Source organism: Amycolatopsis sp. NPDC049688, assembly GCF_040674975.1.
Lineage (GTDB): Bacteria > Actinomycetota > Actinomycetes > Mycobacteriales > Pseudonocardiaceae > Amycolatopsis.
Window position 1 is genome coordinate 101,136 of sequence record NZ_JBFANY010000020.1, and the last position, 25,508, is coordinate 126,643.

The following is a 25,508-nucleotide window of genomic DNA, read 5'->3' on the forward strand; positions in this document are numbered from 1 at the left end:
CGCGGGTCAGTGAGCGCGAGGTCGGGCCGTCCGGCCCGGACCTCAGGCGGCCACCAAGCCGCTCGTCCGCACCGGTACCGGCCCGAGGGCCGCTGCACACTGAGCCGTCATCCCGTCCCGGAGGTCCCGCCCGGCGTCGAAGACCGTGCGGCAGCCCGTCCGAATGGCCATGGACAGCCAGTAGGCGGCCCGCTTGGTAATCATCGCCAGTTCACCTCCTGTGGGACGTGGCGACGCTTCTCCTTGGTGCGACGATCCTATCGGTCCGCCGGTTGCCCCGGTTCATCCTTTCGTGTCAATTCCAGCCGATCGGGGCGGCCGGCGATCGGCCGTTCTTCCCAGCCCCGCGGCCAGGTCCGCGGGAAACCCCGGTCCGCTTCCGCGCCCGCGAGCCGGGCGGTGGATTTCGTGCCGAAAACCGCCGGGCCTGCGAAAACGGCGCCGTTGAAACTTTCGCCGTCGCCGCCGAAAACGGTTCCGCGGAAATCGGCGCGATCGCGGAAGGTCGCCTTGTTGAAGTCGGCTTTCGTGCGGAATTCGGTGCCGCGGAAGGACGCCAGTCCGAGAAACTCCGTGTCGTAGCAGGTGATCGATCTGATCACGCAGTGCGTGAGGGTCAGGCCGACGAGCTTCGCCCCGGAGAAGTCGAGGTCGACGTCCGGCCAGAAAGCCTCGCTCGGGTCCTCCGCCGAGCCGGGCCGCAGGTGCAGCAGCAGGATGCGCTGGGCGGTCTTGCGGACCTGCAGCTCCTCCAGGTCCTTGCCGGGGTCTTCGAACGGCATCCGCAGGTAGGCGCAGAGGACGTTGACGATGGTCTGCCGGTGCTCGGGGTACCCGGCGGCGAGCCGTTCGAGGGCGTACAGGCCGGCGAGCCGGACCGGCGCCTTGTCGCTGCCGAGCTGGTCGGCGGCCTTGCCGTAGATTTCGGTGACGCGGCGCTCGGTGGCGTCGTGGTCCTTCTGCACCAGGTCCAGCTCGGCCGAGCGCTGCCGCCGCGCGGCGAGCAGCAGGGCGGCGGCCCCGCCGGTGCCGACGACGATGTTGGCCGCGGTCTTCAGGGCGTCGAGCCGCGCCGAATCCTCCGGGCGGCCCCCACCCAGCAGCGTCAGCAGCAAGGTGGCGGCGACCGCGGCGACCACCAGCAGGCCGGCTCCCCACAGCAGGATCGTCCTGGTCCGCAGCACCCGTTCGAGGTCGTTCGGCACGTCGCCCGATCATGCCAGTAGTGGCGCAGATCGCGTTCGCCTTTGACCTCGGCGTCGTACCCGGCAGTATGGTGAGCAACTGCTTAGCTCGCGATACGAGGATGTGTCACGTCATGCCTGAAGCCGTCATCGTCTCCACCGCGCGTTCGCCGATCGGGCGCGCCAACAAGGGCTCGCTGGTCAGCATGCGGCCCGACGACCTGACCGTGCAGATGATCCAGGCGGCCCTGGCCAAGGTGCCCGAGCTGGACCCGGCGGACATCGACGACCTGATGCTGGGCTGCGGCCTGCCGGGCGGCGAGTCCGGGTTCAACATGGGCCGCGCGGTCGCCGTCGAGCTGGGTTACGACCACCTGCCCGGCTGCACCATCACCCGGTACTGCTCCTCCAGCCTGCAGACGACCCGGATGGCGTTCCACGCGATCAAGGCCGGCGAGGGCGACGTCTTCATCTCGGCCGGCGTCGAGACCGTCTCGCGGTTCGGCAAGGGCAGCTCGGACTCCTGGCCCGACACGCACAACCCGCTGTTCGCCGACGCCGAAGCCCGCACCAAGGCGACCGCGGAGTCCGGCACCGACACCTGGACCGACCCGCGCACCGAGGGGAACGTCCCGGACGTCTACATCGCGATGGGCCAGACCGCGGAGAACCTGGCCCGGCTGAAGGGCGTCACGCGCGAGGAGATGGACGAGTTCGGCGTCCGCTCCCAGAACCTGGCCGAGAAGGCCATCGCGGACGGCTTCTGGGCCAAGGACATCACCCCGGTGACGCTCCCGGACGGCACGGTCGTCTCGAAGGACGACGGCCCGCGCGCCGGCGTCACGGTCGAAGGCGTCTCGGGCCTGAAGCCGGTCTTCCGCCCGGACGGCCGCGTCACGGCGGGCAACTGCTGCCCGCTCAACGACGGCGCGGCGGCCCTGGTCGTCATGTCCGACACGAAGGCGCGCGAGCTGGGCCTGACCCCGCTGGCCCGGATCGTGTCCACCGGCGTGACCGGGCTTTCGCCGGAGATCATGGGCTACGGCCCGGTCGAGGCGTCCAAGCAGGCGCTGTCCCGAGCGGGCCTGTCGATCGGCGACATCGACCTGGTCGAGATCAACGAGGCGTTCGCGGCGCAGGTCATCCCGTCCTACCAGGACCTCGGCATCGAACTGGACCGCCTGAACGTCAACGGCGGCGCGATCGCGGTGGGCCACCCGTTCGGCATGACGGGCGCGCGGATCACCTCGACGCTGATCAACTCCCTGCAGCACCACGACAAGCAGTTCGGCCTGGAGACGATGTGCGTCGGCGGCGGCCAGGGCATGGCGATGATCGTCGAGCGCCTTTCCTGACGGCGTAACGAAAGAAGGCCCCCTCGCGCGCAGCGAGGGGGCCTTCTCGATGTCCGTGGTTATTCGTTCGTCTTGACGCACATCGTCGTCGCCGGCTCCGGGTACACCGCGACGCGAGTGGCGTCGGTTCCTTCGCAGACGTTCTTGTCGGCCTGGCCCGTGACCACCTTGACGAGCTCGCCGTCCTTGGTCGGGTCGGTGCACGGGACCTTCAGGTAGCCCTTGGTCTGCGACGTGAAGTTCGCCAGGCAGTCGCCCTGCTTCGCGTTGATCATCAGGCACAGCTTGTACGAGCTGCGGCCGCTGACCGAGTAGGTGTCGTAGCCCGCGCTGGAGCCGCCCGGGCAGTCGTCGGAGGCGCTGTCCAGCTTCTTGGCGATCTTCACGTTCGCCTTCGGGTCGTTGCAGTCGGCCTTCGCCGGGTCGTCGCCGCCCTGGGTGAACTCGGTGATGGTGAGGCAGTCACCGGCGTTCGAGGTGGCCGGCGACTTCATGAACGAGACGATCCCGATGACGACCAGCGCGATCACCACGATGGCGCCGATGCCGCCGATGATCAGGCCCTTGGCCCGCGAGCGCTTCGGCGGGGCCGGCGGCGCGGGCGGGAAGCCCGGCTGGCCCGCCGGGAACTGCCCGGGCGGGAACTGCCCCGGCGGCGGGCCGAACTGGCCGGGCTGGCCCTGCGGCGCCTGGCCGTACTGACCGGGCTGCTGCTGGCCGTACGGCTGCTGCGGCTGGCCACCCGGCGGCGGACCGTAGGGATCGGGCTGACCCACCGGCTGCTGGCCCCCGGGGGCCGGAGGGGGAACGCTCACTGTGAACCTCACACATGTGAAGAGAAGAACCGACCGGGACATCAAACACGCAGGGTGAACACGGTCGGCAGCGGGGTCCGCAAATGCACGAATTACCCACAGAAAAGGCGCCCCGCCGGTTACGGAGCGCCTTCACTGCGAGACGGTGAGCCAGGTTACTCACGCAGGTACGAGAGCAGCCGCAGGATCTCCAGGTACAGCCAGACCAGCGTCGTCATCAGGCCGAACGCCGTGTACCAGGCCCACTTCGACGGCATGCCCTCGCGGATCATCCGGTCGGCCTGGTCGAAGTCCAGCAGGAAGCTGAAGGCCGCGATGCCGATGCAGAGGATGCTGAAGGCGATGGCCAGCGGGCTGCCGTCGCGCAGCGGGTTGAAGCCGAAGAACAGCGAGCTGATCAGGTTGAACAGCATCAGGATCGCGACGCCGACGACGGCACCGACGATCCACTTGGTCAGCTTCGGCGTGACCTTGACCGCGCCGGTCTTGTAGACGACCAGCATGCCGATGAAGACGCCGACGGTGCCGATGATCGCCTGCAGCGCGATGCCGGGGTAGATCACCTCGAACACGCCGCTCAGCGCACCGAGGAACAGGCCTTCGGCCGCCGAGTACGTCAGCGTCAGTGCGCCGCTGGGCTTCTGGCGGAAGATGATCACCAGCGAGATGACGAGCCCGACGACCAGGCCGCCGATCATCGCGCCGACGAGCGCACCGGACAGCTTGCCGGTCTCGGCCAGCTGGACCTGCGCCCAGATCGCCGTGATCACCCCGAACAGCAGCGCGGTACCGAGGGACAGGCCGGTCTTGACGACGACGTCGTCGACCGTCATCGGGCGATCGCCCTCGCCGGAGGTGGCCCGGCCCGGGCCGTACCCGGGCACGCCGCCCTGGGGTTGGTTGAAGCCCACCGGGGGCCCGTACTGCCCGTACGTCTGGGTTCCGCCACTGGGCAGGTTGCGGAACGCCGGGTTGCTACTGGAACGCACCTGATCCTCCTGGATCTGCTGCTTCGTTTTTCGTGCTGCATCGGGTCCAACGACCGCCGGGGACCAGCGGTTCCCGCCGAGTAAAGACGACTTTACCCGGCGGCACCCCGCCGACCTCGATCGACACGGTAAGCGACGAAGGTCACGACCGTTCGGCGACAGCCACCCGAAGAGCGGTACACAGTTTTGCCGCCTGGCGCAACGCTCACCTGGCGTGCCCGGACAATCACCGAACGCGCGTCGGGGACTTGATCAGTCGTGTGACCTGAAGAGACGCCGTGCGATACCGCACGTGGCGACGAAGGAGCATTGACACATGGGGTGGTCAACACGCCCGCGCGCGGCCGCTCGCGCGCTCACCGGCCTCGTGGCCGCGGCCCTGCTCGGCACCCTGTCCGCGACCGCCGGCGTACCCGTCGCCTCGGCCGCGAGCCAGGAAGGCATCGGGCACCGCGTCGGCGGCCAGAACGGCGACGCCGAGGACGATGTCTGGCTGGGGTCCTACGTCGTCGGCGGGCAGCAGGTGTTCTGCGTGAGCTTCCTGCTCAAGGCGCCGGACACCGGCGAGCAGTACAAGCCCGGCGACGAGCTCCTCACCAAGTGGGGCACGAAACTGCCCGCCGACCAGGCGGCGAACATCTCGTACCTGCTGCTGCGCTACGGCGACACCGAGAATCCGGACGAGGCGACCGCGCTCGCCCACCTGCTGCACTCGTGGACCGCGGCGCCGCGCACCCCGGCCGACCTCGACCCGGGCCTGCCGCCCGCCAAGATCGCCTACGACGCTCCCGGGCACCTCGGCTTCATGCAGCAGCACCTCAAGGCCGCGGCCGACGCCGTCGAGCGGCTGGAGACCGACGCCGAAACCAACCGCGGGCCGTGGACCGCTTCGGTGACCACCCCCAAGGGCGACCAGCACCTCGGCGAAGCGGCCGACTGGACCGCGACCGTGAAGAACGCCCGGGGCAAGGGGATCCCGGGCGTCCAGGTGAAGCTGACGGCGACCGCCGCCACCCTCGACGGCGGAAAGGCGGACAACGCCGCGGGCAACGCGAGCCCGCAGGCCGCCGCGAAGGAGGTCACGCTGAAGACCGGCGCCGACGGCACCGTGACGGTGAAGCTGACCCCGACCGGCGACAAGCCGAAGCTCGCGGCCTCGCTGAAGGCGCCGGCCGACCGGCCCTACGTCCGGCTGCCGATCGACACCACCGTGCAGCGCGTGGTCTCCACCGGTGGCGAGAAGGAACTGACCGCCCAGGGGGTCGTCAACGTCGCCAAGCCCGGCAAGGTCCAGGTGACCAAGACGGACGCGGCCACCGGCCAGGGCGTCGGCGGCGCCGTGCTGCGGATCACCGGGAAGGACCGGACGTCCGCGGCGCTCGGGCAGGACGGCAAGCCGCTCACCGGGGCCGACGGCAAGCCCGCCGTCGTCACCACCGACGGCAAGACCGGGGGCGTGACGGTCGAGGGTCTCCGCGCCCCGCAGGAGATCTGCGTCGTCGAGGCGAGCCCGCCGCCGGGCTACACGAACGCCTACGACCCGCAGAACCCGCCGTCGGCCTGCGGCACCGTGAAACCGGGCGAGACGCTCGCCCTGACCGTGACGAACAAGGCCAACGAGGTCCCGCGCGCGATCCCGGCCGGCGACCAGCCGGTCGCGCTGGCGCACGGCGTGGTCGAAACCCGCTATCCCGGCGCGGGCCTGGCCGGGCTCGGCCTGCTCGTGCTGCTGGCGGCCGGGCTGATCGGCGTCGCCGCGCGGCGGGCGTCCCGGCGGTAACGGCGTGGCGCACGACACCGGCCGGCGGGACGAAGACTGGTTCGTCGACGAATGGCACCGGGGCATCGGCTGGGCCGCCCCGGACGACGAACCACCCGGCGGCGCCCCGGAACCGCCGGCCCGGAAGCGCGGCCGGGCCCGGAAGCCCGGCCGGGGCCGGCTGCTCGCCGGCTTCGCGCTCGGCGCGGCGACGGTGCTCGCGGTGCAGTTCGGCTCCACCGTGGTCCCCGCGCCGCCTCGGGCCGTCGTGACCGGCACGGCGTGGCCCGCCGCCGGTGCGGCCGCGGCCGCGGCCCCGGTGCCGCCCCCGTCCCCGGCGGCCACCTCGTCCGCGGCTCCGGCCGCGCCTGCCGCGCAGACGCCGTCCCCCGCTGCGCCGCCGTCCCCGCCGGCGCAGCGGCCGGGCACCGTCCGGCTGCCCGAGGGCGGTACGGCGACACTGGTGCGGCAGGACCTCGGCCCGGGTGGCGAGCTGCCGATCCCGGCGGACCTCGGGCAGGCCACGTGGTGGGGCGCGCCCCTCGACGCGGCGGGCGGGGCGAGCGTGTTCGCCGGCCACGTGAACTGGCGGGGCGCGACCGGGCCGTTCGCCGAGCTGTGGCGGGCCAGGATCGGCGCCGAGGTGACCATTGTGGACAGTGCGGGCACCACCTGGCGGTACCGGATCTCGCAGCTGGCCACGGTGCACAAGAGCGACCTGGCCGCCCGCGCCGACTACCTGTTCGGCCCGTCCGGCCCGCACCGGGTCGTGCTGGTGACGTGCGGCGGCCGCTGGGTCGGCGGCTCGGACGGCTACGAGGAGAACCGCGTCGTCACCGCGGACCCAGCCTAAGTTACTCGTGGGTAACATCACGTTTCGAAACGGTGGTCGCGGGCCTCGCCATGCAGCAGAATGCCCAGGGTCAGGGCTGTGGAGCGAGAGGTGAGAAGACGATGGCGACGTTTCTGGTGACCGGGGCGACCGGACTGATCGGGCGCCACTTCACCCGGCTGCTGCTCTCCCGCCCCGACGACGACCGCGTCGCGCTGGTCGTGCGCGCGTCCTCGCGGGCCAAGCTGGCCGCGCTGGTCGACCAGTGGCCGCACTCCGACCGCGTCACGCTCGTCACCGGCGACCTCGGCGAGCCGCTGCTCGGGGTGTCCGAAGCGGACCGCGAGCAGCTGCGCGGCGGCGTCGACCACATCGTGCACCTGGCCGCCCTCTACGACCTCACCGCCGACGACGAAGCCAGCGTCAAGGCCAACGTGGAGGGCACGCAGGCCGTCGTCGACCTCGCCGCGGACCTGCGCGCGGGCTGCCTGCACCACGTGTCGTCGGTGGCCGTCGCGGGCGACCACGAAGGCGTCTTCACCGAGGAGATGTTCGACGCCGGGCAGCGGCTGGTCACGCCGTACCACCGGACGAAGTTCGAAGCCGAGAAGATCGTCCGCGAGCAGGACCGGGTGCCGTGGCGGGTGTACCGGCCCGCCGTCGTCGTCGGGCACTCCGAGACCGGCGAAATGGACAAGATCGACGGCCCGTACTACCTCTTCCCCGCGATCAACCGGCTCGCCGGGCTGCCGGACGTGCTGCCGGTCGTCGGCCCCGACCTCGGCGACACCAACATCGTGCCGGTCGACTACGTCGCCAAGGCGCTGCTGGAGCTGGTGGTCAAGCCGGGGCTCGACGGGCACGCCTTCCACCTGGTCAACCCCGAGCCGCAGCCGGTCGTTTCGGTGTACAACGCCTTCGCGCGGGCCGCGGGCGCACCGACGATCACCGTCCAGCTCGGCGAGGGCATCTCGAAGCGGATCGTCGGGCTGGTCAAGCTGACCGAGCACATCCCCGGCGTCACCATCGCCCGCGACGCCGTCATGGAGCGGTTCGGCATCCCGCCGGTGCTGCTCGACACGATGGCGTTCCCGTCGGTGTTCTCCTCGGCCGAGACGCGCAAGGCACTGGCCGGCACCGTCGAGGTCCCGCGGCTGGAGGAGTACGCGCCGACGCTGTGGCGCTACTGGCGCGAGCACCTCGACCCGTTCCGCGCCCGCAAGCACGGCCCGCGCGGCGAGCTGGACGGCCGCCGCGTGATCATCACCGGCGCGTCCTCGGGCATCGGGCGGGCGACCGCGCTCAAAGTCGCCGCGGCGGGCGGCATCCCGCTGCTCGTCGCGCGGCGCCAGCACGAGCTGGAGGAGGTCCGCGACGAGATCGTCGCCGCCGGCGGCACGGCGTCGGTGTACCCGGCCGACCTCACCGACGAGGATTCGGTGCGCAAGGCCGTCGACGCGATGCTGGCCGAGCACGGCCGGATCGACATGCTGGTCAACAACGCCGGCCGGTCGATCCGCCGGTCGATCAAGCTGTCCTACGACCGGATGCACGACTACGAGCGCGCGATGGCGATCAACTACTTCGGCGCGGTCCGGCTGATCCTCGCGGTGCTGCCGCACATGTCGGAGCGGAAGTTCGGGCACATCGTGAACGTGTCGTCGATCGGCGTCCAGGGCATCGCGCCGCGCTTCTCGGCGTACGCGGCGTCGAAGGCGGCGCTGGACTACTTCTCGCGGATCGCGGCGACCGAGACGCACGGCGACGGGATCACCTTCACCACGATCCACATGCCGCTGGTGCGCACCCCGATGATCCGCCCGACCAAGATCTACGACGCGTTCCCGACGAAGTCGCCGGAGCAGGCGGCGGACATGGTGATGAAGGCGCTCGTCGAGCGGCCGAAGCACATCGGAACCCCGGCGGGGCAGGCGATCGGGCTGGCGTACACGCTCACGCCGGGCCTCACCGACGCGATCGCGTACCAGGGCTACCGGATCTTCCCGGATTCGACCGCGGCGGGCGGCTCGGGCGAACTCAAGATCGGACGTGGCGAGAAACACCTCTCGCGCGCGGCGATGGCGCTGGCCCGGCTCTCGCGTGGCTTCCACTGGTGACGCTGCGTTTTCGGGGTGAGGCCATTCCGGCGACACGGCGACACGTGTTGGTGATTCGTTAAGCCGGACGGCGGAGGCGGCGGGTGCCCGGGTACGGTCGGGCGCATGGTTCCTGAGCGCGACCCCGCCGCAACCGCCCTCAACGGCCTCCTCCCCCTCCGCCGCGAGTACACCCAGGCGTGGCACGGCTTCGACCGCAACGAGGTGCGGCAGTACCTCGACCACGTCGAAGCCCAGCTGCGCCGGGTGCTCGGCGAGCGCGACGCCGCGGTGGCGCAGGCCGCCGCCGCGACCCGCGAGGCGGAAACCGTCCGGCAGCAGGTCGCCACGCTGGAAGCCCGTGTGGAGGAGCTGCTGAAGCCGCCGGAGCGGCTCGAGGACCTCGACGAGCGGATGCAGCGGACCGTCACGCTCGCGCAGGCCCGCGCGGACGAGATCATCAAGCGCGCCGAGGCCGCCGCGGAGAAGACGTGGGCGGGCTCGACGGAGGCGTCGACGAAGCTGCGTGAGCGGTACACGAAGCTGGTCGCGGAGCTGGACAAGCAGGCCGATCTGCTGCACTCGGAGCACGAGAACGCGCTTGCCGAGACGCGCGCGGAGGTGCAGCGGCTGACCGTCGAGGCAGCCCAGCGGCGCGAACTGCTGGACACCGAGGCGGAGCGGAAGCGGCGGAAGCTGGAGCGCGAGTTCGAGGCATCGATGGCGGCCCAGAAGGCGGCGCTGGAGAAGCACGTCGCGGACCAGCGCACGGCGAGCAAGAACCAGGCCGAGCGCCGCCTCGCAGAGGCGACGGCGGAGGCGAAGCGGCGCCTCGACGAGGCCACGGCGGAGGCCAAGCGACGCTTGGACGAGGCGACGACCCAGGCGGCCCAGCGCACGACGGCGGCGCACCGGAAGGTCGAGCGGTTGGCGGAGATCCGCGAGCAGGCCCGGAAGAGCTTGGCGATGGCGGAGGACATCCTCAACCGGAGCGAGACGCAGCTGGCGGCGCTGCCGGAGGAGGCGGTGATCCCGCAGGCCTCGAGGCTGGTGGGCGGGGACGGGGACGAGTCGGCGACGACGCCGTCGGCGCCTGTGGTGCCGGTGGTGCAGTCGGCGGTGCCGAAGACGGAGGGGGCGCAGGCGCAGCCGAAGCCGGCGGGGGCGCAGCAGGCGCAGGCGGCGGGGGCGCAGCCGGGGGCGGCGCAGCCGAAGCCGGCGGGGCAGGCGAAGGCGGCGGGAGCGCAGGCGCAGCAGGCGGCGGGAGCGCAGCAGGCGGCCGGTCCGAAGCCAGCGGCGCAGCAGGCGGCCAGTCCGAAGCCAGCGGCGCAGCCGACGCAGCAGGCAGCCGCGCAGCAGGCGAAGCCGGCGCCGCAGGCCGCGAAGCCGGCGGCTCAGCAGGCGAAGCCCACTCCGGCACCGAAGCCCGGCAACGCGCCGGCGAACTCGAACGGCCCGGCAACCAAGCCGGCGAACGGCAGCGGCGCGAAGCCGCTCTCGCCCGCGGCGGGCAAGCCAAGCTCCTGAGGGGCGGCTCCTGCACCAGACCAAGCCGAGGCTTGGCCCGAACCGGCTACCGCGAGCAAGCCCCGCTCCTCGACCTGAGCCGCGCGGCTCCTGCGCCAGGCCCAAACCGAAGTTTGCCGCGAACCGACCGGGTCCCGAGCACCTCCGGGAAAGCCGTCTCGCTCGCCGAGGCGGCTTTTCCGGCTTTCCGGCCTGAGCAGCCCCCGTTTCCACGCTACCGGCGAGCACCGACAATTCCGGGCCGTCGGCAGCGGCGCTTCAGCTGCGGGCGGTCCGTGGCCAGGGGTTGGCCTTCTCCAGCTGGGCCGCCAAGCCCAGCAACAGCCTCTCCTCCCCCGGACGAGCCACCAGCTGCGCCGAGGTCGGCAACCCCGAAACCGCCGACCGGCCCATCGGGACCGTGATCGCCGGATACCCCGCGAAGTTCCACTGGCCCGTGAAGCCCGCCAAGCGCGTCGACGGCAGCACGTTCGGCAGCCAGCCCCGCTCGTGCCAGCGGCCCGCCTTCACCGGCCAGTGCGAGAGCGTCGGGGTCAGCAGGACGTCGTGCTCCCTGAAGAACTCCTCCGCGCGGGCCACCCACAGGTCACGGGTGCGGGAGCGGATCAGGCCCGCCCGCTCCACCAGCCGGCCCGCGCGGACGTGGGCCCGGGTGCGCTTCTGCAAGGCCGCGAAGTCGAAGCCGCGGGCCTGCTCCGCCGGGCCCGCCAGCCAGCGGGCCGTCATGCCTAGGACCATCGTCGCCGGGTAACGCGGGGCCGCCGGGGTCAGGGCGTGGCCCTGTGCGGCCAGTACCTCCGCCGCCGTCGAGACCGCCGCCACGAGCTCGCGAGGGACCGGTGTGTGCAGCAACGGCACCGTTGTCGACATGCCGATACGAACGCCGGACGGTGAAGACACCGAAGCCAGCTCAGGCGAGTCCGCCAGCACCGACAACAGCAGCGCCGTGTCGGCGACCGTCGTGGCCAGGGGGCCGTGGACCGACATGCCGAACCAGCCGCCTTCGCTCAGCAGCTTCGCGCTCGGCTTCAACCCGACCAGCCCGCACATCGCCGCCGGCAGGCGGACCGAGCCCATGCCGTCGGAACCGTGGGCCAGCGGGACCAGGCCCGCCGCCACCGCCGCCGCGCTGCCGCCCGATGAGCCGCCCGCCGCGTACGTCGGGTCCCAGGGGTTGCGGGCGATGCCGTCCGGGGTGTCGCTCATCGGCCAGATGCACAGCTCGGGCACCCGGGTCAGCCCGATCAGGACCGCGCCCGCCGCGCGCAGCCGCGCCGCGATCACGCCGTCCGCGGCCGCCGGTGCCGACGGTCCCGCCGAAGAACCGTGCGTTGCGGATTCGCCGGCGATCTCCGTGACGTCCTTGACCGCGACCGGCACCCCGGCCAGCGGCAGCGACGCGAGTTCCGGCCGCGCGGCGACCTCGGCGGCTTCCTTCACCGCCTCTTCGGCACGCACCCGGCGGAAGGCGCCGACCACGCCGTCCGCCGCGGCGATCCGCTCCAGCGCCTCCTCGGTCACCCGCACCGGGTCGAGCTTCCCGGCCCGGACGGACGCCGCGATCTCCACTGCCGTGAGCACCATGATCGCCGACCCTAGCCCACGAAAAGGTGACAGTGGCAAAGAAAGCGTCTCAGATTGCGCCGGCTCGCAACGCGTAGGCAACAGCGTGGGCGCGGTTGTTCAACCCGCAGCGAGTCATCAGGCCGTACAGGACGTTCTTCACGGTCCGCTCGGAGTAGCACAGCTTCGCCGCGATCTCCTCCGTCCCGAACCCCTCGGCGACCAGCCGCAGCACGTCGCACTCGCGGGCCGCGAGCCCGGACAGCGTCAGCCCGTTGGGTTCCAGGACGTCCTTGCGCATCCGCTGCACCTGCGCGAGCAGCGCGCCCTGCAGCCGCGGCGGCAGGTTCGCCGTGCCGTCACCCGCGGCGAGCACCGCCGTCACCAGCTCGGCGCCGCCCGTCTCGCGGCGCGGCAGGACCGCCACCACGCCGCACTCCAGCGCCGCCATCAGGTCGCTCTCGCGGAAGTGCTCGACCACCAGCACCACGTGGGACGCCTTGGCCGCGCGGATCTCGCCGAGGACGGCCTCGGTGACGTGGTCCTCCATCACCAGCAGCACGTCCGGCACGAGGTCGGTCAGCCGGACGTCCGGATGCGCGTCCAGCAGGCTCACCGCGCCGGCGTGCGTGATCGGGTCCGAGGCGAGGACGCTCACTTCGACGGGCTTCATGCCCGCAGTGTGGCCGGGACGTCTTCACGCCGTCCCTATTCCACCTTCACGCCCGTGAAGACAGCTCCCCGAACGCCGCCCGCGCCCGTTCCAGGCAGCCGGGCAGCCGCTCGGCGGCGCGCGCCCAGTCGCGCCGGGCACGCAGGTACTCCTCCCGCGCCTCGGGCGTCCAGCCGGCCAGTCCGGGCTCCACCCGCGTCTCCAGCTCGGCGAGCACTTCGCCCAGCTCCCCGGTGATGACGTCCATCCGGTCCAGCACCAGGCCGGCGAAACCGAAGTCGAGGCGGCTCACGGCAGCCGCGGCCGCGGCATCGGGCCGCCGGTCGTCTCCAGCAGCTCCGCCAGCCGCGAGAGGATCACGTCGTACTCCTGCTCCCAGTCGCACATCGCCTGGCCGAACCGCACCGACGCCTCGCCGCGCCACGACGCCTGCGCCATGGCCATCTCGCTGTTGACGTCGCGAAGGCGGGAGCGGGCCGCTTCGAGGGCGTACGCGAAGCTGGCGGCGGCCCGCTGCATGTCTTCGGTCGGCATGCGGAGCTCCTCTCGGGCCTCCCGAGCCTGGCGCACGACGGGTCCGGCGCGGAACCCCGGCCGCGTGCCCTTGCCCGAATGTCCGCCATCCTTGCCTGCCGGTTCACGGCTTCCGCGTATGCTCACGGCAGGCATCCGGCGCGTGACGGTTCGTCGCGCACGAAGGGAGACCGATGTCGGCGGCGGACGGCTCCGCACCGAGACTCCAGCTCCTGGGCCCCATGAAGGCTTTCCAGGGCGACACGGAGCTCGACCTCGGCTCCGCGCACCGGCGGACGGTCCTCGCCGCACTGGCGATGCACCCGAACCGCACGGTCTCGCGCGAGGAGCTGATCGACGCCGTCTGGGGCGAGGCGCCGCCGCAGAGCGCCCAGGGCTCCATCTACACCTACGTTTCCGGGCTGCGGCGCGCCCTCGAACCCGGGCGCGCCAAGGGCGAAGGCCCGCAGCTGCTCGCGTCGATCGGTTCCGGCTACTCCCTTCGCCTCGACGCCGAAGCCATCGACGTCCACCGCTTCGAAGCCCTGCGCGAGCAGGCGCAACGCCGGCAGTCGGCGGGCGACCTCCGCGGCGCACGCGAAGCGCTCGACGAGGCGCTGGGGCTCTGGCACGGCGTTCCGCTGTCGGGCCTGCCCGGGCCGTTCGCCGCCGCCCAGCGCGCGCGGCTCACCGAGGTGCGGCTGGCGACCGTCGAGCGGCGCGCCGAAGTCGTGCTGGACTCCGGCGGGCACGCCGAGCTCGTCGCCGAACTGACCGCGCTGACCCGCGAACACCCGTTCCGCGAAACGTTGCGCGGGCTGCTCATGCGGGCCCTGGTCCTGGCCGGACGGCGGACCGAGGCGATCGCGGTGTACGCCGACGTCCGCGACCGGCTCGTCGAGGCGTCGGGCACCGAACCCGGCCCGGCGCTGCGGCGGCTGCACGACGAACTGCGGCAAAGGCCCGCCGCCCCGGCGCCGGAACCGCCGCCACCGCCGCGTCCGGCGCGGTTCCCGGCCTCGGCGATGCCGGAACGCGCGGAGATCTTCGTCGGACGCGAGGCCGAACTGGCCCGGCTGCGCGAAGCCGTCGACGGTCTTGAGGCCGGCGTGGGCCGGTCGGTGTGGCTGGAAGGCGAGCCGGGCAGCGGCCGGACGGCGCTGCTCGCCGAACTGCTCGCCATGACCCGGGACCGGAACCCCGCCTTCGCCGCCGCGGACGCGCTGGACCAGCGGTTCTCCCTGCGGCCGTTGCTCGACGCGCTGGGCGTGCACCCGCGTGCCACCGACGAGCGCCGGGCCGCGCTCGCCGCGCAGTCCGGCGAGGACCCGGTCGACGGCGTGCTCGGGCTCGTCCGCGAACTGTGCGCGGAAGGGCCGCTGGTGCTGGTGGTCGACGACCTGCAGTGGGCGGACGACACGACGTTGCGCGTCTGGCGCTACCTGAGCCGGGAGACGCGGCAGCTGCCGCTGCTGCTCGTCGGCGCCTGCCGCCCGGTGCCCCGGCCGGCCCTGCTCGACGACCTGCGGGCCGAGCTCGACAACGATGACATCACCGTGCTCACGCTGCCGCCGCTGGCCGAGGCGGCCGCCCGCGAGCTGGCCACCGAGCTGGTCGGCGCACCGCCCGGGCCGGGGCTGCAGCAGCTGGTGTCCTACGCGGCCGGGAACCCGCGTTACGTCCGGGAAATCATCGAGACGCTGCTCGCGCAGGCGATGATCGTGCTCGACGGCGTCCACGCGCACCTGGACGGCAACTCGTGCCTGAGCATCCCGTCACCGCTGGGCTCGCGGATCACGCTGTACCTGAACTTCCTGTCCAGCGGGACCCGCGACACCCTGCGCTGGGCCGCGCTGCTGGGCGCGGAGTTCTCGCTGGCGGACATCGCCATCGCCACCGAACGGCCGCCGACGGCGCTGGTCGGCGCGGTGGACGAGGCGATCGCGTCGGGGGTGCTCGTCGAGTCGGGCGACCGGCTGGCGTTCCGGCACCCGCTGGTGCGCCGCGTGCTCTACGAAAAGACGCCCGCGGCGATGCGGGTCGCGCTGCACCGGCAGCTGGCCGAGGCGTTCGCCGCCGCGGGCGTGCCCGCCGACCGCGTCGCCGGGCAGCTCGCCGCCGCGCCCGCGCAGGTGGACCCGTGGGTCACCGGGTGGCTGCTGGAGCACATCGGCACGGTCGCCACCGAAACCCCGAGGGTCGCCGTGGACCTGCTGCGCCACGCCGTCACGCAGGGCACGCTGCCGCCGGACGCACGGGAGACGCTGACCGCGACGCTGGCCCGGCTGCTGTTCTGGCTCGGCCGGGAACCCGAAGCCGAGGCGCGTTCGGTGGTGGCGCGAACGTCCGACAGCAGGCGCGCGGCCGAGATGCGCTGGATCCTGGCCTACGTCTACTACCGCCGCGGCGACTTTTCCGAGGCGACCGCCGAGCTCAAGCGGACCCTCGACGACGCCGACGTCCCGGAGATGTGGCGCGGGCGGCACGAATCGCTGCTGGCCACGCTCGAGAAGCTCGGCGAAGAGACGGCGCTGGCGCCGGCCGGGCTGCACCCGCTGGACGACGCGGCGCTGGCCGTGCCGAACCTGAACAGCCTCGACGAGGCCGCCGAGCCGCTCGACGCGGCCCGGCGGATCGCCGCGACCCGCGCGGTGCCGGGCGAGATGCACCTGGCCGGCGCGGTGCACTACTACTGGCTGGGCCGCTGGCCGGCGGCGCTGGCCGAGCTGGACGCGGTGATCCGCGACGGCGCCGAGACCGCGTCCTACGTGCTGCGCAGCCCGGGCTCGGCACTGCTGGTCCACGGCGTCGGCGCGCTGATCGCCGGCCACCGCGGCGAGCCGGCCCAGGCCCGCACGCACCTCGACGCGGCCGAACGGCAGCAGTGGCCACCGGGCCTCGAGCCAGACGGCGGCGACTTCCTGCTCGCGGCGCGGGCGCTGCTGGCCGAGCAGGAGGGGAGGCCGGAGGCGGCGCTGACGGCGTTGCTGCCGCTGCTGGAGGACAACTACCCGCCGGCGGCGCGCCACCAGTGGCTGCCGGACCTGGTCCGGATCGCGCTGTCGCTCGGCGACGAGCCGCGGGTGCAGGAGGCGTTGCGCCTGCTGGAGCCCGAGGCGGAGGTCCCGCCGGCCCACGCGGCGGCGGCCGCGCACTGCCGCGGGCTGGTCGACGGCGACCCCGCCCCGGTCCTGACCGCGGCCGGCCACTACCGCGCGGCGGGACGGCTGCTGAAGGAGGCCAAGGCCACCGAGGACGCGGCGATCCTGCTGGCCGAGTCGGGCGAGCTGACGGAGGCCCGCACGGCGTTCCGGGCGGCGCTGACGGCGTACACGGGCATGGGCGCGGTGTGGGACGTCCGCCGCGCGGAGGCCCGGATGCAGCCGTTCGGCATCCGGCGGGCGCACCCGGTGCGGGCGCGGGCCGTCGCCGGGGAATGACCCGCCTCCCTCATCTCCGTCGAGTTGAACACGCAACCTCGGCGGGGGTTGTCACGTCGGTAAGGTCACCGGAGTAGTCGGTACCGAGATGTCCCTGGGGGAACGGGGTCTGGGGCAGCGCCCCAGAGGGGACGGCACGCGATGCCAGCGGATGCGGACACCGGCCTGCGGGTGGGCGTGCTCGGCCCGCTGCGGGCCTGGCGCGGGGCGGCCGAAATCGGCCTCGGCCCCGCCCGCCAGCGCGCCGTTTTCGCGGTGCTCGCGGTCAACGCCGGCCGTCCCGTTCCGCGGGCCGAGCTGATCGCCGGGGTCTGGGGTGATTCCGCGCCCGCCAGCGTCGAGGGCAGCGTGCACACCTACGTCTCGGGGCTGCGGCGGGCCCTCGAACCGGACCGGTCGCGCTGGTCGGCGGCCAGCGTCCTGGTGTCGGACCCCGCCGGGTACTCGCTGCTGCTCGGTGCGGACGCGCTCGACGCGGCCCTGTTCGAGCGGCACCGCGAACGCGCGCAGCAGCACCTCGACCGCGGGGATCCGCGGGCCGCGGTCACCGAACTCGACGCCGCCCTCGCGCTGTGGCAGGGCGAGGCGCTGTCCGGGGTTCCCGGCGGGTTCGCCGAACGGCACCGCGAATACCTCGCTGAGCTCCGGCTCGACACCCTCGAACGCCGCGCCGAAGCCCTGCTGGCCCTCGGCGGGCACCTCGACCTGGCGCCGGAGCTGGCCGTGCTGGCCGGGGAGCACCCGCTGCGGGAGTCGTTGCGGGAGTCGCTCATGCTCGCCCTCTACCGCAGCGGACGGCCCGCCGACGCCCTCGACGTCTTCCGCGACGCCCGCGCCACCCTCGTCGCGGAGCTCGGCGTCGAACCCGGGCCGGCGCTGCAGCGGCTCCAGCAGCAGATCCTCGCCCAGGACCCGGTGCTCGACGCGCCCGCGGCGCCGGTCGTCGCCGCCGGCCACCGGCTGTTCGGGCGGGAAGCCGAGACGGCCCGGCTCGCCGAGCTCGTCGCCGACGTCCGGGCCGGCCGCGGGCGGGCCGTCTGGATCGAGGGCGAGGCCGGGATCGGCAAGTCCGCGCTGCTCGCCCGGTCGCTGCCGGACGGCCCCGGCTTCCAGCGGCTCTGGGCGGCCGCCGACGAGCTGAGCACCCGGTTCCCGCTGCAGGTGGTGCTGGAGTGCCTGGCCATCGACGTGCATTCGCCCGACCCGCGGCGCGCGCGGGTGGCGGCGGAGCTCGCGGGCGAGAGCCCGGTGCGGCGAAGCTGGGGGCCGGCCGATCCGGTGCTCGGCGCCGTCGACCGGCTGCTGGCCCTGGTTGACGAGCTGTGCGCGCAGTCGCCGCAGGTGCTGGTGCTCGACGACCTGCAGTGGGCCGACGAGGCGTCCGTGCTGGTCTGGCACCGGCTCTGCGCGGCGACCCGGCAGCTGCCGCTGCTGCTGGTGGCCGCGACCCGCCCGGCGCCCGACCGCGCGGAGCTCGCCCAGCTGCGCCGCGGTGTCCAGGCGCGGGACGGGGTCGTCCTCGACCTCGCGCCGCTGACCGGCGACGACGTCGGGCGGCTGATCGAGGACCAGCTCGGGGCGCCGCCCGGGCCGGGGTTGCGCGAGCTGGCCGCCCGTGGTGCGGGAAACCCGTTGTACGTCAAGGAAATGGTCGACGTCCTGACCCGCGCCGGCGCGGTCGAGGTGAGCGGCGGCCAGGCCGACGTCGACGACCCGGCGGAGTTCGAGGCGCCGCGGTCGCTGGTCGCCGCGGTCGACCGGCGGCTGGACTTCCTGACCGCGCGGACGCAGGAAGTGCTGCGCTGGGGCGCGCTGCTGGGCATGGAGTTCGCCGTCGGCGACGTCGCCGCGGTGGTCGGCACCCGGCCGTCGGACCTGCTGGAGCCGCTGGAAGAAGCCGTGACGGCGAACGTGCTCATCGACACCGGGACGCAGCTGGCGTTCCGGCATCCCCTGCTGCGCCAGGCGCTCTACGACCGGCTGCTGGCGGGGACGCGGGCGGCGCTGCACCGGCAGGCCGCCGAAGCGCTCGCCAGGATCGGCGCGCCGGTCAAGCGCGTCGCCGAGCAGCTGGTGGCCGCACCGGCCACAGTGGACGAATGGGTGCTGGACTGGCTCGCCGGGCACCACGCCGCCGTGTCGACCCGGGCGCCGCTGATCGCCGTCGAGCTGCTGGAGCGCGCGCTGGCCGCGTGCGCCGGCACCGACCCGCGCCGGGAGACGCTGCTGGTGGCGCTGGTCAAGGTGCTGTTCCGGCTGGAACGCAGCCCGGAAGCGCTGGCGCGGCAGGCCCTCGACGTCGCCGTCGAGCCGGACGCCGTCGAGGAGATGCGGCACGTGCTCGCGGCGCTGCGGCACCGGCGTGGCGACACCGAAGGCGCCGTCGCGACCCTCGCCGCGTCGGTCGACGACCCGGCCGTGCCGGAACTCTGGCGGGTCAAGCACCGGCAGCTGCTGGCCAACTTCCGGCGCGGCGACCTGTCCGATTTGGACAGTGCGGAGAAGACGGCGCACGAGACGAAAGCCCTCGCCGGCGGCGATCCCTACCTGACCGCGCACGCGCTGCAGTCGTTGTGGCTGGTCGATTCGGTGCGCCGCGAGCACGACCGCGCGCTCGGCCACATCGACGCGGCGATCGAGGCCGTCGGCGACGAGCACGAGCTGGCCGACCTGCACCTGGACCTGCTCGACAACCGCGTGTTCACGCTGCAGAACCTCGACCGGCTGGCCGAGGCGGGCGACGCCCTGCGAGCCGCGGGCGAGGTCGCCGCGCGGCACGCGCTGCCGGTCGGGCTCCAGGTGTCGGCCGCGGTGCACCGGTACTGGGAAGGCCGTTGGGACGAGGCCCTGGTCGAGCTGGACACGGTCATCGAGGACGGCCCGGCGATCACGTTCAACGGCCTGCGCGAACCGGGCCCGGCGGCGCTGCTGCTGCACGGCGTCGCGGCCCTGATCGCCGGCCGCCGCGACGACCGGGCGCAGGCGGCGGCCCACCTCGACGCGGCGGAGGAGTACGCCCCGGCGACCGGCGCCGAGCGCGAGAGCTTCGACTTCCTGCTGGTCGCGGACGCACTGGCGGCGGAGCAGCGCGGCGACCGCGTCCGCGCGATGGCCGTCCTCGAACCGATCCTGAACCCGACGTACGCGCAGATGATGCTGCGGCACCAGTGGCTCCCGGCGTTCGTGCGGCTGGCGATGGAGCAGGACGACGTGGTCCGCGCGCGCCGGGCACTGGCGGTGTGCGAGGAGGAGGCGGCGAAGGAACGACGTCCGGCGCGGGCGCACGCGGCGGTGTCGTGGTGCCGCGGGCTGATCGAGGAGGACCCGGCCCCGGTGCTGGCCACGGCCGAGCACTTCCGCGCGGTCGGCCGCCGCCCGGAACTGGCCTCGGCCCTGGAGGACGCGGCGGTGCTGCTGGCCCGCGCGGGCCGCTTGGACGCGGCGCACGCGGCGTTCGAGGAGGCCGCCGAGCTGTACACGGCCCTAGCGGCGCGCTGGGACCTGCGGCGGGCGGAAACGCGGCTGCGCCGCCTCGGCGTCCGCCGCGGTGCGCTGTTCTCGCCGATCCGCCCCGGCCACGGCTGGGAGTCGCTGACGCCGATCGAGATCCGCATCGCGGGCCTGGTCGCGGAGGGCCGGTCGAACCCGGACATCGCGGCGGAGCTGTCGCTGCCGCGGCGGACGGTCCAGGCCCACGTGGCGCGGCTGCTGGGCAAGCTGGAGACGCCGTCACGCTCGGGCGTCGCCGACGCCGTCCGCCGGCGGCCCTAGCGCATTCGCCTTGGCGACCCGGCCCAGGTAGCGGCCGGATTCCTTGACCGTCCGCCGCTGGGTCTCGAAGTCGACGTGCACCAGGCCGAACCGCTGGGTGTAGCCCATCGCCCACTCGAAGTTGTCCAGCAACGACCACGCGAAGTACCCGCGGACGTCGACGCCGTCGCGGATCGCGTCGTGCACCGCCCGCAGGTGCTCCATGAAGTAGTTGACCCGGGCCGCGTCGTACACCCGGCCGTCGACGACGTGGTCCACAAAGGACGCGCCGTTTTCGGCCACCACCAGCGGGAGGCCGCCGGACCGGGCGTCGATCCAGCGCAGGAGCTCGGTCAGCGTGCCCGGGGCCTGCTCCCAGCCGAACGCGGTCAGCGGCCCCTGCGCGGGCAACACGTCCATCCCCCGCAACGTCGGCAGCGGGCAGTTGCTCGGCCCCTGCGGGTCCTCGAGCGGCGTGACGCGCGCCGGCGCGTAGTAGTTCACGCCCAGCCAGCCGATCGGGGCCGCGATGAGGTCGGTGTCGCCGTCCCGGACGCACTCCACGAACCGGCCGGCGGCGGCCAGCACGTCTTCCGGGTAGCCGCGGCCCAGGACCGGGTCGAGGAAGAACCGGTTGTGGATGCCGTCGAACTTCCGGGCCGCCTCGCGGTGGGCCGGGGTGTCGCCGTCCGGGATGGCCGGGGCGAAGTTCAGGGCCAGCGAGAACTCGTGGCCCGGCCGCGCCTGTTCGGTGAGCGCGCGCGTCGCCAGGCCGTGTGCGAGCAGCAGGTGGTGGGCCGCGACCAGCGCCGTGTCGTGGTCCTGGACGCCCGGCGCGTGCACGCCGCTGCCGTAGCCGAGGAAGGCCGCGCAGAACGGCTCGTTGATCGTCGTCCACTGGTTCACGCGGTCACCGAGCGCGGTGTGCACGACCGCGGCGTAGTCGGCGAACCGCGCGGCCGTGTCCCGTTCCGGCCAGCCGCCGTCGTCCTCCAGGGCCTGCGGCAGGTCCCAGTGGTAAAGCGTCAGCACCGGCACGACGTCCCGGCTCAGCAGCTCGTCGACCAGCCGGTCGTAGAAGGCGAGCCCGGCCGCGGACGTCGTCCGGCCGTCCGGCATCACCCGCGGCCACGCGACCGAGAACCGGTAGGCGTTCAGGCCGAGCTCGGCCAGCAGGCCGATGTCCTCGGGGTAGCGGTGGTAGTGGTCGCAGGCGACGGCGCCGGTCGCGCCGCCCAGCACCTTGCCGTCGGCCGCCGCGAACGTGTCCCAGATGGACGGTCCGCGACCGCCTTCGGCGACGCCGCCTTCGACCTGGTAGGACGCGGTCGCCGCGCCCCACAGGAAGCCCGTCGGGAAGGTCATACCGGTGCCCCTTTCAGGATGCCCCGCACGATGTGGCGGCCCAGCAGCAGGAACAAAGCGATGACGGGCACCACGGCGACGGTCGCGCCGGTGAGCATGAGCGCGTAGTCCGTGTAGTAGCCGCTGGCCAGCTGCGACAAGGCGACCTGCACGGTCGGCGTCTCGTTGGGGTCGAGGACCACCAGCGGCCAGAAGTAGTCGTTCCAGGTGGCCATGAACGTCAGCATCGCGAGCACCGCGGCCGGCGCGCGGAGCGCGGGCACGGCCACGTGCCAGTAGGTGCGCAGGATCGAGCAGCCGTCGACGGTCGCGGCGTCGACCAGGTCCGCGCTGATCGCGTTTTCACACGCCTGCCGCATCCAGAACACGCTGAAGGCGCTGACCAGCGCCGGCACGATCACCGCTTCGAGCCGCCCGTACCAGCCGAGGTCGCCGACGACGAGGTACAGCGGGATGACCCCGAGCTGCGCCGGCACCATGGCCGAGCCGACGACCAGCAGAAAAAGGGTGTTGCGCCCGCGGAACCGCAGCCGGGCGAAGGAGAACCCGGCGAGACTGGCGAGCACGACGTTGGCCACCGTGACGGTGCCCGCGACGATCAGCGAGTTCCCGATGGCCAGCCAGAAGTCGACGGTGTCGAAGACCCGCCGCACGTTCTCGGCGAGGTGCCCGCCCGGCAGCAGCAACGGCGACGTCTCCCCGATCGCCGAGTTGTCGCGCGTGGCGACGACGAACGACCAGTACAGCGGGAAGACCGAGGCGCCGAGCACGCCGGTCAGCAGCGCGTACACCCAGCCGCCGGGCCGGCGCCGGGCCGTCACGCCGACCTCACGAACCGGCGCACCAGCCGGTAGTTCACCAGCGCGAACAGCGCGCAGATCACGAACATCACCCACGTCAGGGCGGCCGCGTAGCCGGCGTCGAGGTGCGTGAACCCCTTCTCGTACAGGTACATCACGAGCGTCTGGAACTGGCGGTCGTTGCCACCCGTCCCGCCCGAGCCACCGGCGTCGAACAGCTGCGGCTCGGCGAACAGCTGCAGCCCGTTGACCGTGCCGGCGATGGCGGTGAAGGCCAGCGCCGGCCGGATGCCCGGCACGGTGATCGACCAGAAGGTCCGCCACCGCGAGGCGCCGTCGAGTTCCGCGGCCTCGTACAGGTCGCCGGGGACGGCCTGCATCGCCGCGAGGTAGATCAGCGCGTTGTAGCCGGTCCAGCGCCAGAGCACCATGCTCGCGACGGCGAAGTGCGAAGACCAGGTTGTCGCCTGCCAGTTGACCGGCGCCAAACCGAACCAGCCGAGGACCTCGTTGACGACCCCGAAGTCGCGGCTGAACAGCTGCCCGAACACCAGCCCGACGGCGACCACGGACACGACGTTCGGCAGCAGGATCCCGGTGCGCCACCAGGTCGCCGCGCGCAGCGGCCGGTCGAGCAGCGCCGCGATGCCCAGCGCCAGCAGGAACTCCGGGACCGCGGCGAGCAGGAAGATGCTCACGGTGTTGGCGAGGGCGTTGTAGAAGTTCGGGTCGGTGAGCAGGTCGCCGTAGTTCGCGACGCCGAAGGAACCCCGGTCGCCTTCGAGGAGGTTCCAGTCGTGCAGCGAAACCCAGGCGGTGTACAGCAACGGGAAGGCACCGAAGACGACGAACAGCGCGAAGAAGGGCGCGACGAGCAGCAACGGCGTGACCTTGCGGTCGAAGCGGGCGAGCCGGTGCTGCACGCGCGGCTACTTCAAGACGGCTTGCGCCTGCTGGACGGCTTGCGCCCAGGCCTGGTCGACGTTCTTCTCGGTCCCGTCCTCGATCCGCCCCAGCGCCCGGCCGAACTCCGGCCGGACGTCGGCGTCCCGCAGGCCGCGGTAGTTCGGCCGCAACTGGTCCGCCGAAGCGGCGAAGATGCGCCCGATCGGTGCGTCGCCGAAGTACGGGTCGGTGTGCGCGACGACCTGCGGATCCTGGTAGACGGCCGGTTCGCTGGGCAGGATGCCGTCGGAGAGGAAGAGTTTCTTCTGCTGCTCCGGGGCGGTCAGCCACCGGGCGAGCTCGTACGCCTCCTTCGGATGTTGGCTCTGTTTCGGCACGGTCAGGAACGAGCCGCCCTGGTTGCCGCTCCGGCCGGGCACGGTCGTGACGTCCCACTTGCCGCGGTTGCCGTCGCCGCCGGCTTCCTTGATCTGGCTGAGCATCCACGCCGGGCAGGCGACGGTGGCGAAGGAACCTTGTTTGATCGCCACGTTCCACGCCTGCGTGAAGGTCGTCGCCGCCGCTGTCTGCCCCTTCGCCGCGATACCGCCGGCGAGGAAGAAAGCTCCGCGGACGCTCGGGTTGCGGTCGGCGATGAAGGAGTCGTCCCGCTGTGAGAAGTAGTTCTCGGGCGACTGGTTCAGCATCGCCGTGTAGACGGTGCCGGCCGAGTCGGCGAACTTCACGCCCGGTGTCTTGGCGGCGAACTGGTCCGCCGTGGCCGCGTAGGCGTTCCAGTCCGGCATCAGCTTCGCGACCTCGTCACGGCCGGTCGGCAGGCCCGCGGCCGCGAACAGGTCACGCCGGTAGCAGAGGGCGAGGCTGCCCATGTCCGTACCGAGGCCCAGCACGAAGGCACCGTCGGTGCCCTGCGCCCACTTCCACGGCACCCACTGGTGTTCGAGATCGCGGGCGCCGTAGCCGGCGAGGTCGGCGAACTTGTCCTTCGCCTTCCGGTACTGGGGTATGTACTGCTCTTCGATCGCGACGACGTCGGCCGCGCCGTGCCCGGTGGCGAGCTGCGTCGCGAGCCCCTTGTGGTGGGTGTCGAAGTCGGTGACGCGGTTCTGCACCGTGATGTCCGGGTGCAGCTTCTCGTACTCGGCGATCAGGGGTGCGTACCCGAACTCGCCGAAGGTCGCGATGGTGAGTTTCGTCTTCCCCCCGGTGTCAGCGGGGCTGCACGCGGCGAGCGGGATCAACGCGGCGACCACGATGGCGGTCCGGCGGGCGATCGTTCGCAACAGGCTTCCTCAGATCACACCGGCCCGCACGGCGTACGCGACCGCGTGCGGCCGGTTGCGCAGGTTGAGCCGGTTGGTCATGGCGTAGATGACGTTCTTCACGGTCCGTTCCGAGTAGCAGAGCTTGCCCGCGATCTCGGCAGTGTCCCAGCCTTCGGCCATCAGGCGAAGCACATCCACCTCGCGCGGCGTCAGCGCCGCACCACCGGCCTCGCCGGCCAGGGCCGCGACCTGCTCGCGCAGCGACGACGACCGGCCCCGCGCGGCGGCGAGCACGCTCGCGGTGAGCCGGTCGAGCGCGGTCCGCGGCAGCACGGCGGAGACGTGGCACTCGGCCAGCAGGCCCACGTGCGCGGGGTCGACGTGCCCGGCGACCAGCACGATCGCGGCGGGCGACTCGGCGGCCGCGGCACGCAACGCGGCCACGGCTTCCCTGTCGACCTCCCCGACGGCGAACACCAGCACGGCAGCCTCGCCCCGGCGGGCGCGGGGCAGGACCAGCAGCTCCGGTCGGGCCTTCAGGTGGTTGATCAGCCCGGTCAGCGCGATCGGGTCGGACGCCCACGCCGCCACTCGCACCTGGTCCATCGAACCCTCCTCCGCCCACGCCGATCCCTGACAGCGTCAGTCTGCTGAGGGCGCCTTCACGAAATCTCTA

At 72.8% G+C, this 25,508-nt stretch carries 20 protein-coding genes; 7 read left to right on the forward strand and 13 right to left on the reverse strand.

The window, feature by feature from the left end; all coding sequences use genetic code 11:
* Positions 1-42 precede the first annotated feature (42 nt).
* A complete protein-coding gene (locus tag AB0J55_RS40265) occupies positions 43-204 on the reverse strand; it encodes a hypothetical protein (protein ID WP_364261439.1) in 162 nt (53 codons plus the stop codon).
* A gap of 53 nt (positions 205-257) precedes the next feature.
* The gene (locus AB0J55_RS40270; RefSeq protein WP_364261442.1) at positions 258-1,205 is read right to left on the reverse strand and encodes a pentapeptide repeat-containing protein; all 948 of its coding nucleotides are present in this window, start codon (positions 1,203-1,205) and stop codon (positions 258-260) included.
* Between the two features lie 113 nt (positions 1,206-1,318).
* Between AB0J55_RS40270 and AB0J55_RS40275 the strand changes: the two genes are divergently transcribed.
* Positions 1,319-2,539, forward strand: coding sequence for an acetyl-CoA C-acetyltransferase (locus tag AB0J55_RS40275; protein WP_364261445.1), 1,221 nt, complete (start codon positions 1,319-1,321; stop codon positions 2,537-2,539).
* Between the two features lie 59 nt (positions 2,540-2,598).
* Here the strand turns inward: AB0J55_RS40275 and AB0J55_RS40280 are convergent, their stop codons facing one another.
* Positions 2,599-3,354 carry a hypothetical protein gene (locus AB0J55_RS40280; RefSeq protein WP_364261448.1) on the reverse strand — a complete coding sequence of 252 codons (756 nt, stop codon included), beginning with the start codon at positions 3,352-3,354 and terminating at the stop codon, positions 2,599-2,601.
* Positions 3,355-3,509: 155 nt separating this feature from the next.
* A complete protein-coding gene (locus AB0J55_RS40285) occupies positions 3,510-4,343 on the reverse strand; it encodes a Bax inhibitor-1/YccA family protein (RefSeq protein ID WP_364261451.1) in 834 nt (277 codons plus the stop codon).
* Positions 4,344-4,659: 316 nt separating this feature from the next.
* On the opposite strand from AB0J55_RS40285, the gene AB0J55_RS40290 reads away from it, so the two are divergent.
* The 4 genes from AB0J55_RS40290 to AB0J55_RS40305 all read left to right on the forward strand — a co-directional run bounded on the left by AB0J55_RS40290 (position 4,660) and on the right by AB0J55_RS40305 (position 10,557).
* Positions 4,660-6,123, forward strand: coding sequence for a hypothetical protein (locus tag AB0J55_RS40290; RefSeq protein ID WP_364261454.1), 1,464 nt, complete (start codon positions 4,660-4,662; stop codon positions 6,121-6,123).
* A gap of 4 nt (positions 6,124-6,127) precedes the next feature.
* Positions 6,128-6,955 (forward strand): class F sortase, encoded by an 828-nt coding sequence (locus AB0J55_RS40295; RefSeq protein WP_364261457.1) that lies wholly within the window; start codon positions 6,128-6,130, stop codon positions 6,953-6,955.
* Between the two features lie 101 nt (positions 6,956-7,056).
* A complete protein-coding gene (locus AB0J55_RS40300) occupies positions 7,057-9,051 on the forward strand; it encodes an SDR family oxidoreductase (RefSeq protein ID WP_364261459.1) in 1,995 nt (664 codons plus the stop codon).
* 105 nt (positions 9,052-9,156) lie between these two features.
* Positions 9,157-10,557 (forward strand): cell division protein DivIVA, encoded by a 1,401-nt coding sequence (locus AB0J55_RS40305; protein ID WP_364261462.1) that lies wholly within the window; start codon positions 9,157-9,159, stop codon positions 10,555-10,557.
* Between the two features lie 258 nt (positions 10,558-10,815).
* On the opposite strand, the gene AB0J55_RS40310 is transcribed toward AB0J55_RS40305, so the two are convergent.
* Genes AB0J55_RS40310 through AB0J55_RS40325 form a run of 4 tightly spaced genes read right to left on the reverse strand, consistent with a single transcriptional unit; the run spans position 10,816 to position 13,327 of the window.
* A complete protein-coding gene (locus tag AB0J55_RS40310; RefSeq protein ID WP_364261465.1) occupies positions 10,816-12,141 on the reverse strand; it encodes an amidase family protein in 1,326 nt (441 codons plus the stop codon).
* A 49-nt stretch (positions 12,142-12,190) separates the two neighbouring features.
* Complete coding sequence (locus tag AB0J55_RS40315) at positions 12,191-12,793, reverse strand: response regulator transcription factor (RefSeq protein WP_004560905.1); 603 nt, start codon at positions 12,791-12,793, stop codon at positions 12,191-12,193.
* A 46-nt stretch (positions 12,794-12,839) separates the two neighbouring features.
* Positions 12,840-13,085, reverse strand: a complete 246-nt coding sequence (locus tag AB0J55_RS40320; RefSeq protein WP_364261468.1) for a hypothetical protein — start codon at positions 13,083-13,085, stop codon at positions 12,840-12,842.
* Complete coding sequence (locus AB0J55_RS40325; RefSeq protein WP_364261471.1) at positions 13,082-13,327, reverse strand: WXG100 family type VII secretion target; 246 nt, start codon at positions 13,325-13,327, stop codon at positions 13,082-13,084. The genes AB0J55_RS40320 and AB0J55_RS40325 overlap by 4 nt, the downstream gene beginning before the upstream one ends.
* A gap of 221 nt (positions 13,328-13,548) precedes the next feature.
* Here AB0J55_RS40325 and AB0J55_RS40330 point away from each other — a divergent pair, with 221 nt between their 5' ends.
* Together AB0J55_RS40330 and AB0J55_RS40335 are read left to right on the forward strand one after the other, a co-directional pair.
* A complete protein-coding gene (locus tag AB0J55_RS40330; RefSeq protein WP_364261474.1) occupies positions 13,549-16,746 on the forward strand; it encodes a BTAD domain-containing putative transcriptional regulator in 3,198 nt (1,065 codons plus the stop codon).
* Positions 16,747-16,887: 141 nt separating this feature from the next.
* The gene (locus tag AB0J55_RS40335) at positions 16,888-20,517 is read left to right on the forward strand and encodes a BTAD domain-containing putative transcriptional regulator (protein WP_364261477.1); all 3,630 of its coding nucleotides are present in this window, start codon (positions 16,888-16,890) and stop codon (positions 20,515-20,517) included.
* Here the strand turns inward: AB0J55_RS40335 and AB0J55_RS40340 are convergent.
* The 5 genes from AB0J55_RS40340 to AB0J55_RS40360 are packed head-to-tail and all read right to left on the reverse strand — an operon-like array spanning position 20,476 to position 25,438.
* Positions 20,476-21,861, reverse strand: coding sequence for a GH1 family beta-glucosidase (locus AB0J55_RS40340; RefSeq protein ID WP_364261479.1), 1,386 nt, complete (start codon positions 21,859-21,861; stop codon positions 20,476-20,478). The two genes, AB0J55_RS40335 and AB0J55_RS40340, sit on opposite strands and share 42 nt — an antisense overlap.
* Positions 21,858-22,682 carry a carbohydrate ABC transporter permease gene (locus AB0J55_RS40345; RefSeq protein WP_364261482.1) on the reverse strand — a complete coding sequence of 275 codons (825 nt, stop codon included), beginning with the start codon at positions 22,680-22,682 and terminating at the stop codon, positions 21,858-21,860. Before AB0J55_RS40345 ends, AB0J55_RS40340 begins: the two co-directional genes overlap by 4 nt.
* Positions 22,679-23,584 carry a sugar ABC transporter permease gene (locus AB0J55_RS40350; protein ID WP_364261485.1) on the reverse strand — a complete coding sequence of 302 codons (906 nt, stop codon included), beginning with the start codon at positions 23,582-23,584 and terminating at the stop codon, positions 22,679-22,681. The genes AB0J55_RS40345 and AB0J55_RS40350 overlap by 4 nt, the downstream gene beginning before the upstream one ends.
* 6 nt (positions 23,585-23,590) lie before the next feature.
* The gene (locus tag AB0J55_RS40355; RefSeq protein ID WP_364261488.1) at positions 23,591-24,850 is read right to left on the reverse strand and encodes an extracellular solute-binding protein; all 1,260 of its coding nucleotides are present in this window, start codon (positions 24,848-24,850) and stop codon (positions 23,591-23,593) included.
* Between the two features lie 9 nt (positions 24,851-24,859).
* Positions 24,860-25,438 carry a LuxR C-terminal-related transcriptional regulator gene (locus AB0J55_RS40360; RefSeq protein ID WP_364261491.1) on the reverse strand — a complete coding sequence of 193 codons (579 nt, stop codon included), beginning with the start codon at positions 25,436-25,438 and terminating at the stop codon, positions 24,860-24,862.
* Between the last annotated feature and the right edge of the window lie 70 nt (positions 25,439-25,508).

What these genes read in the sequence shown, in the direction of transcription:
- AB0J55_RS40275 (WP_364261445.1), top strand. Translation starts at nt 1,319, where the DNA reads ATGCCTGAAGCCGTCATCGTCTCCACCGCGCGTTCGCCGATCGGGCGC.
- AB0J55_RS40290 (WP_364261454.1), top strand. Translation starts at nt 4,660, where the DNA reads ATGGGGTGGTCAACACGCCCGCGCGCGGCCGCTCGCGCGCTCACCGGC.
- AB0J55_RS40310 (WP_364261465.1), bottom strand. Translation starts at nt 12,141, where the DNA reads ATGGTGCTCACGGCAGTGGAGATCGCGGCGTCCGTCCGGGCCGGGAAG.
- AB0J55_RS40340 (WP_364261479.1), bottom strand. Translation starts at nt 21,861, where the DNA reads ATGACCTTCCCGACGGGCTTCCTGTGGGGCGCGGCGACCGCGTCCTAC.
- AB0J55_RS40300 (WP_364261459.1), top strand. Translation starts at nt 7,057, where the DNA reads ATGGCGACGTTTCTGGTGACCGGGGCGACCGGACTGATCGGGCGCCAC.
- AB0J55_RS40305 (WP_364261462.1), top strand. Translation starts at nt 9,157, where the DNA reads ATGGTTCCTGAGCGCGACCCCGCCGCAACCGCCCTCAACGGCCTCCTC.
- AB0J55_RS40360 (WP_364261491.1), bottom strand. Translation starts at nt 25,438, where the DNA reads ATGGACCAGGTGCGAGTGGCGGCGTGGGCGTCCGACCCGATCGCGCTG.
- AB0J55_RS40325 (WP_364261471.1), bottom strand. Translation starts at nt 13,327, where the DNA reads ATGCCGACCGAAGACATGCAGCGGGCCGCCGCCAGCTTCGCGTACGCC.
- AB0J55_RS40335 (WP_364261477.1), top strand. Translation starts at nt 16,888, where the DNA reads ATGCCAGCGGATGCGGACACCGGCCTGCGGGTGGGCGTGCTCGGCCCG.
- AB0J55_RS40330 (WP_364261474.1), top strand. Translation starts at nt 13,549, where the DNA reads ATGAAGGCTTTCCAGGGCGACACGGAGCTCGACCTCGGCTCCGCGCAC.
- AB0J55_RS40315 (WP_004560905.1), bottom strand. Translation starts at nt 12,793, where the DNA reads ATGAAGCCCGTCGAAGTGAGCGTCCTCGCCTCGGACCCGATCACGCAC.
- AB0J55_RS40265 (WP_364261439.1), bottom strand. Translation starts at nt 204, where the DNA reads ATGATTACCAAGCGGGCCGCCTACTGGCTGTCCATGGCCATTCGGACG.